Raw genomic sequence first — 5355 nt, forward strand, 5'->3', positions numbered from 1 at the left:
GTGCTGGTCGGCCCCGGCAGCGACGCCCACGTGTTCCAGCCCACGCCCGCGCAGGCCCGGCTGGTGGGTCAGGCACAGGTGGTGTTCTCCAACGGCCTGGGTTTTGAGGGCTGGATGAGCCGCCTGCTCAAAACCGCCGGCTACAAGGGCCAGCAAGTGGTGGTCAGCCAGGGCATCCAGCCCATTCAGGAAGCCGGGCACAAAGGCCACAAGCACGGCGGCCACGACCACGGCGAGACCGACCCCCACGCCTGGCAGAGCGTGGGCAACGCCAAGGTGTTCGTGAAGAACATCGCCCAGGGCCTGTGCCGCGCAGACGCAGCGGGTTGCGAGGTGTACGAGCGCAACGCCAAGGCCTATGTGGCGAAGCTCGAGGCGCTGGACAGCGAGATCCGCGCGGCCTGGGCGCCCATCCCGGCCGCACAGCGCAAGGTGATCACCTCGCACGACGCCTTTGGCTACTACGCACGCGACTTCAGCGTGAAGTTTCTGGCACCCCAGGGCGTGAGCACGGAGAGCGAGGCCTCACCCAAAGGCGTGGCGCGGCTGGTGCGCCAGATCAAGCAGGAACAGATCAAGGCCTTGTTCGTCGAGAGCATTTCCGACCCGCGGCTGATCGCGCAGATCGGCCGCGAGACCGGTGTGAAACCGTCGGGTGAGCTGTTCTCCGATTCCCTCTCGGCTGCGGACGGCGCCGCACCCACCTACATCGACATGATGCGATTCAACACACGGGTGCTCACCACCGCCGTGCGGGGCGAATGATGCCGACTCGAACTGTCCCCTGACGGACTGCGCAGTCGCCAGTGGGTGGAGCAAGCGTGGCTACACTGGCGCCCCACTCACCGCCGCGGACCGATCCTTGCCCACCACCCACCTCTTGCTCGCCCTCTCGGTGGTCTTCGTCTGGGGCACCAACTTCGTGGTGATCCGCTGGGGGCTGGACGGCCTGCCGCCGTTCCTGCTCGCCACCCTGCGCTTCGCACTCTCCGCCCTGCCCTGGCTGCTGTTCATTCCCCGGCCCACCGCGCCCTGGCGCAAGCTCGCGGCATTCGGTGTGCTGCTGGGCGTGGGGCAGTTCGGTTTGTTGTTCCTGGCCATGCGCAGCAGCATCTCGCCGGGGCTGGCCTCGCTGGTGGTGCAACTGCAGGTGTTTTTCACCATCGGCCTGTCGTTGTGGCTCATGGGAGAGCGGGTGCGCGGCTTCCAGATCGCAGGCCTGTTGCTCGCGCTCTGTGGCCTGGGCGTGATCGCGGCCAACCTCGACGCCACGGTCACGCTGCTGGGCATAGCCACGGTGCTGGGCGCGGCCTTCTTCTGGTCCTTGGCCAACCTGGTGGTGAAGTCGCTCGGGCCGGTGAACATGCTGCACTTCATGGTGTGGAGCAGCCTCTTTGCGGTGCCGCCGCTGTTCGCCTTGTCGTGGTTCATTGAAGGGCCAGCGCTCATGCGCTCGGCGATCGAGCAGGCCAGTGGTCTGGTGTGGGCCAGCGTGCTGTGGCAGGCCGTGGGCAACACCCTCTTTGGCTATGGCGTGTGGAACTGGTTGCTGGCGCGCCACCCGGCAGCCACGGTGACGCCGCTGGCGCTGTTGATCCCGGTGTTCGGCATGGGAGCGTCTGCCCTGTCGCTGGGCGAGACCCTGCCCGCCTGGAAGCTGGGCGCTGCCGCGCTGGTGCTGCTGGGTCTGGCGGTGATTGTTCTCTGGCCGCGCTGGCGGCCAGGACGCTGACAGATCGCGGGCAAAATCACCCCGCCCTGGTGCACCCCAACTTGGTGCGCACCATTCAGGGTTACCCATGTAGACGATTTCCGCCCGGGAAACCAGAATCTGTATACACATTCTGTGTTCAAAACACCCGCAAGCGCCTGTTTCCAAGGGTAAGCACCGCTGGCACCCTTATTGCTGATGCAGAAACATGCTTGGGCGCTCCCGACACGAACCCATGCAAACCCTCACACCACAGGAGAATCCATGAACAAACGCCACTTCATCCAGACCGCAGCCGCCTTGGCCACCTTGGCGGCCATGGGCAGTGCCCAGGCCCAGACCCCCATCAAGTTCCAGCTCGACTGGCGCTTCGAAGGCCCGGCCGCCCTGTTCCTGCAGCCTGCGGCCAAGGGTTATTTCAAGGCCGCCGGCCTGGACGTGACGATCGACTCCGGCAACGGCTCGGGCGGTACCGTCACCCGCGTGGCCTCGGGCACCTACGACATGGGCTTTGCCGACATGGCCGCACTCATGGAGTTCCACGCCAACAACCCGGACGCGCCCAACAAGCCCGTGGCCGTGATGATGGTCTACAACAACACGCCGGCTGCGGTGCTCGCACTCAAGAAGAGCGGCATCGCCAAACCCGCCGACCTCAACGGCAAGAAACTGGGCGCCCCGGTGTTCGACGCGGGCCGCAAGGGCTTCCCGATCTTCCAGAAGGCCAACAACATCGGCAGCGTGGCCTGGACCTCGATGGACCCGCCGCTGCGCGAAACCATGCTGGTTCGCGGCGACATCGACGCCATCACCGGCTTCTCGTTCACATCGCTGCTCAACCTGGAAGCGCGTGGCGTGAAGGCCGAAGACGTGGTCATCATGAATTACGCCGACAACGGCGTGAAGCTCTACGGCAACGCCATCATCGCCTCGCCCAAGATGATTGCCGAGAACCCGGCCGCCGTGAAAGCTTTCCTCACCGCCTTTGCCAAGGGTGCCAAAGACGTGATGGCCAACCCGGCAGCCTCCATCGAGAGCGTGAAAGCGCGCGACGGCATCATCAACGTGCCGCTGGAGACCCGCCGCCTCCAACTCGCCATCGACGCCGTGGTGGCCAGCCCCGACGCGCGCAGGGAAGGCTTTGGCCAGGTCGTACCCGGTCGCCTGGCGCTGATGGCCTCGCAAGTCTCTGACGCCTACGGCACCAAGACCCGTGTTGATCCGGCCAAGATCTGGAACGGCTCCATGTTGCCCGCCACTGCCGACCTCAACGTGCTGCCGCCCGCCAAGAAATAAGGCCGGCCCGGCACCTCTGGCCCAGGCCAGCCACCCCTCAGGCGGCTGGCCTTTTTTTCAGGAATTTTTCATGCAAACCGCTCCACCCTCCGACCTCGCCAGCGACAAGCCCTTCGTTGATTTCGACCAGGTCTGGCTGGCCTACAACGACGACCTGCTGGCCAAGAACACCTTCGCCGTGGAGGACATCAACCTCAAGGTCAAGCAGGGTGAGTTCATTGCCATCGTCGGCCCGTCGGGTTGTGGCAAGTCCACTTTCATGAAGCTCACCACCGGGCTGAAGATGCCCAGCATGGGCAAGATCCGTATAGACGGCCAGCCGGTCACCGGCCCGCTGAAGATCTCGGGCATGGCCTTCCAGGCGCCTTCGCTGCTGCCTTGGCGCACCACGCTGGACAACGTGCTCTTGCCGCTGGAAATCGTGGAGCCTTACCGCAGCCAGTTCAAGGACCGGCGCAAGGAATACGTGGAACGCGCCGGCCGCCTGCTGGCCAGCGTGGGCCTGGGCGGCATGGAGAAAAAGTTTCCCTGGGAACTCTCGGGCGGCATGCAGCAGCGCGCCAGCATCTGCCGCGCGCTGATCCACGAGCCCAAGATGCTGCTGCTCGACGAGCCCTTCGGTGCGCTCGACGCCTTCACCCGCGAAGAGCTCTGGTGCACGCTGCGCGACCTGTGGGAGGCGCAGCGTTTCAACGTCATCCTGGTGACGCACGACCTGCGCGAGTCGGTGTTTCTGGCCGACACGGTGTACTGCATGAGCAAGAGCCCGGGCCGCTTCGTGGTGCAGCGCGAGATTCCGATACCGCGCACGCGCGATCTGGAGGTCACGTACACCAAGGAGTTCTCCGACATCGTCCTGGAACTCCGCGGCCACATCGGCGCCATGCGCACCCCTGTCAACCAGTGAACGGACCCACGCCATGAACTTGAACAAAAAACAGATGGAGCGCTGGTCGCCGTTCTTGCTGCTGCTGGCCATCATCGTCGTCTGGGAAGTCATCACCAGCGGCTTCGGTGTTTCCGAATTCATCTTCCCCAGTCCCTCGCGCATCTGGGAACAGACGATGGAGCACAAAACCACCATCCTGGGCCACGCCTGGCGCACCTACTGGGTGACCATGGCTGGCTTCGGCATCGCGATCGTGGTGGGCGTGTTGCTGGGCTTCCTCATCGGCAGCTCGCGGCTGGCGTATGCAGCGGTCTACCCGCTCATGACGGCCTTCAACGCCCTGCCCAAGGCGGCCTTCGTGCCCATCCTGGTGGTGTGGTTCGGCATCGGCGTGGGCCCGGCCATCCTCACCGCGTTTCTCATCAGCTTCTTCCCGATCATGGTGAACATCGCCACGGGTCTGGCCACGCTGGAGCCCGAGCTGGAAGACGTGTTGCGCGTGCTCGGCGCCAAGCGCTGGGACGTGCTGACCAAGGTCGGACTGCCGCGCTCCATGCCCTACTTCTTCGGCTCGCTCAAGGTCGCGATCACCCTGGCCTTCGTGGGCACCACCGTGTCGGAGATGACGGCGTCGAACGAAGGCATCGGTTACCTGCTGATCTCGGCCGGTTCGTCGATGCAGATGGGCCTGGCGTTCAGCGGTCTGCTGGTGGTGGGCGCCATGGCGATGGTGATGTACGAGCTGTTCAGCTGGATCGAGAAGCACACCACCGGGTGGGCACACCGGGGTTCGCAGAACGCATGAACATGACCCCCACGCTCCACCGCTGCGCGGGTCGCTGCCCCCCGAGGGGGTGCGGCCTTGCTTGGGGCGGCCCGGCGCTGCGGCCATGACGGCCGATCAGATCGCGCGCCACCTGCGCCGCGCCAACGACGTGGCGCGCCGCGCAGCCAGCATGGGCCGCCACCCGTTTGGGGCCGTGCTGGTGGCCCCCGATGACGAGACGGTGTTGGCCGAGCAGGGCAACATCAACACGGTGAACCACGCCGAGTCCACGCTGGCGCGCACGGCGGCGGACAACTGGCCGGGCGAGTACCTGGCACGCTGCACCCTGGTGACCACCTTCGAGCCGTGTGCCATGTGCACGGGCACGATTTACTGGGCCAACATCGGTCGGGTGGTGTACGGGGCGAGTGAAGAGGCCCTGCTCGCGCTCACCGGCAGCCACGAAGAAAACCCCACCTTGTCTTTGCCTTGCCGTGAGGTGTTGGCTAGGGGTCAGAAGGCTGTTGAGGTCATCGGGCCTGTGGCTTCTTTGGAGGCTGAGATGTTGGAGCCGCATCTCGGGTTTTGGTCTTCGCGTTAGGTTCTCTCCTTGTGTCTCCGGCTGGTCCGGTCATCGGCGACCACGGGGCACGGCTCCGCGAATGTCCTCCGGGGCCTGCGGCCCCTCCTCCT

The 5355-nt window shown here is 65.3% G+C and carries 6 protein-coding genes; all 6 read left to right on the plus strand.

Annotated elements, in window-relative coordinates; translation table 11 throughout:
• The coding region (locus tag Q0C59_RS18255) for a metal ABC transporter solute-binding protein, Zn/Mn family (protein ID WP_291218222.1) at window positions 1-765 on the plus strand (765 nt) is incomplete at its 5' end.
• A 97-nt stretch (window positions 766-862) separates the two neighbouring features.
• Entirely contained in the window at window positions 863-1732 is an 870-nt protein-coding gene (locus tag Q0C59_RS18260; RefSeq protein ID WP_291218224.1) for an EamA family transporter, read from the plus strand.
• 243 nt (window positions 1733-1975) lie between these two features.
• Entirely contained in the window at window positions 1976-3007 is a 1032-nt protein-coding gene (locus tag Q0C59_RS18265) for an ABC transporter substrate-binding protein (RefSeq protein ID WP_291218226.1), read from the plus strand.
• 70 nt (window positions 3008-3077) lie between these two features.
• The gene (locus Q0C59_RS18270; protein ID WP_291218228.1) at window positions 3078-3914 is read left to right on the plus strand and encodes an ABC transporter ATP-binding protein; all 837 of its coding nucleotides are present in this window, start codon (window positions 3078-3080) and stop codon (window positions 3912-3914) included.
• A gap of 13 nt (window positions 3915-3927) precedes the next feature.
• Entirely contained in the window at window positions 3928-4701 is a 774-nt protein-coding gene (locus Q0C59_RS18275) for an ABC transporter permease (RefSeq protein ID WP_291218231.1), read from the plus strand.
• Window positions 4702-4786: 85 nt separating this feature from the next.
• Window positions 4787-5263 (plus strand): nucleoside deaminase, encoded by a 477-nt coding sequence (locus Q0C59_RS18280; protein ID WP_291218233.1) that lies wholly within the window; start codon window positions 4787-4789, stop codon window positions 5261-5263.
• Window positions 5264-5355: the final 92 nt, after the last annotated feature.

The sequence above is a fragment of the Hydrogenophaga sp. genome (genome assembly GCF_022844385.1).
In the GTDB taxonomy this organism is placed as follows: Bacteria; Pseudomonadota; Gammaproteobacteria; order Burkholderiales; family Burkholderiaceae_C; genus Hydrogenophaga.

Bases quoted from the DNA above. Each gene is read 5' to 3' on its own strand.
- Q0C59_RS18275 (WP_291218231.1), top strand. From the start codon at position 3,928: ATGAACTTGAACAAAAAACAGATGGAGCGCTGGTCGCCGTTCTTGCTG.
- Q0C59_RS18265 (WP_291218226.1), top strand. From the start codon at position 1,976: ATGAACAAACGCCACTTCATCCAGACCGCAGCCGCCTTGGCCACCTTG.
- Q0C59_RS18280 (WP_291218233.1), top strand. From the start codon at position 4,787: ATGACGGCCGATCAGATCGCGCGCCACCTGCGCCGCGCCAACGACGTG.
- Q0C59_RS18270 (WP_291218228.1), top strand. From the start codon at position 3,078: ATGCAAACCGCTCCACCCTCCGACCTCGCCAGCGACAAGCCCTTCGTT.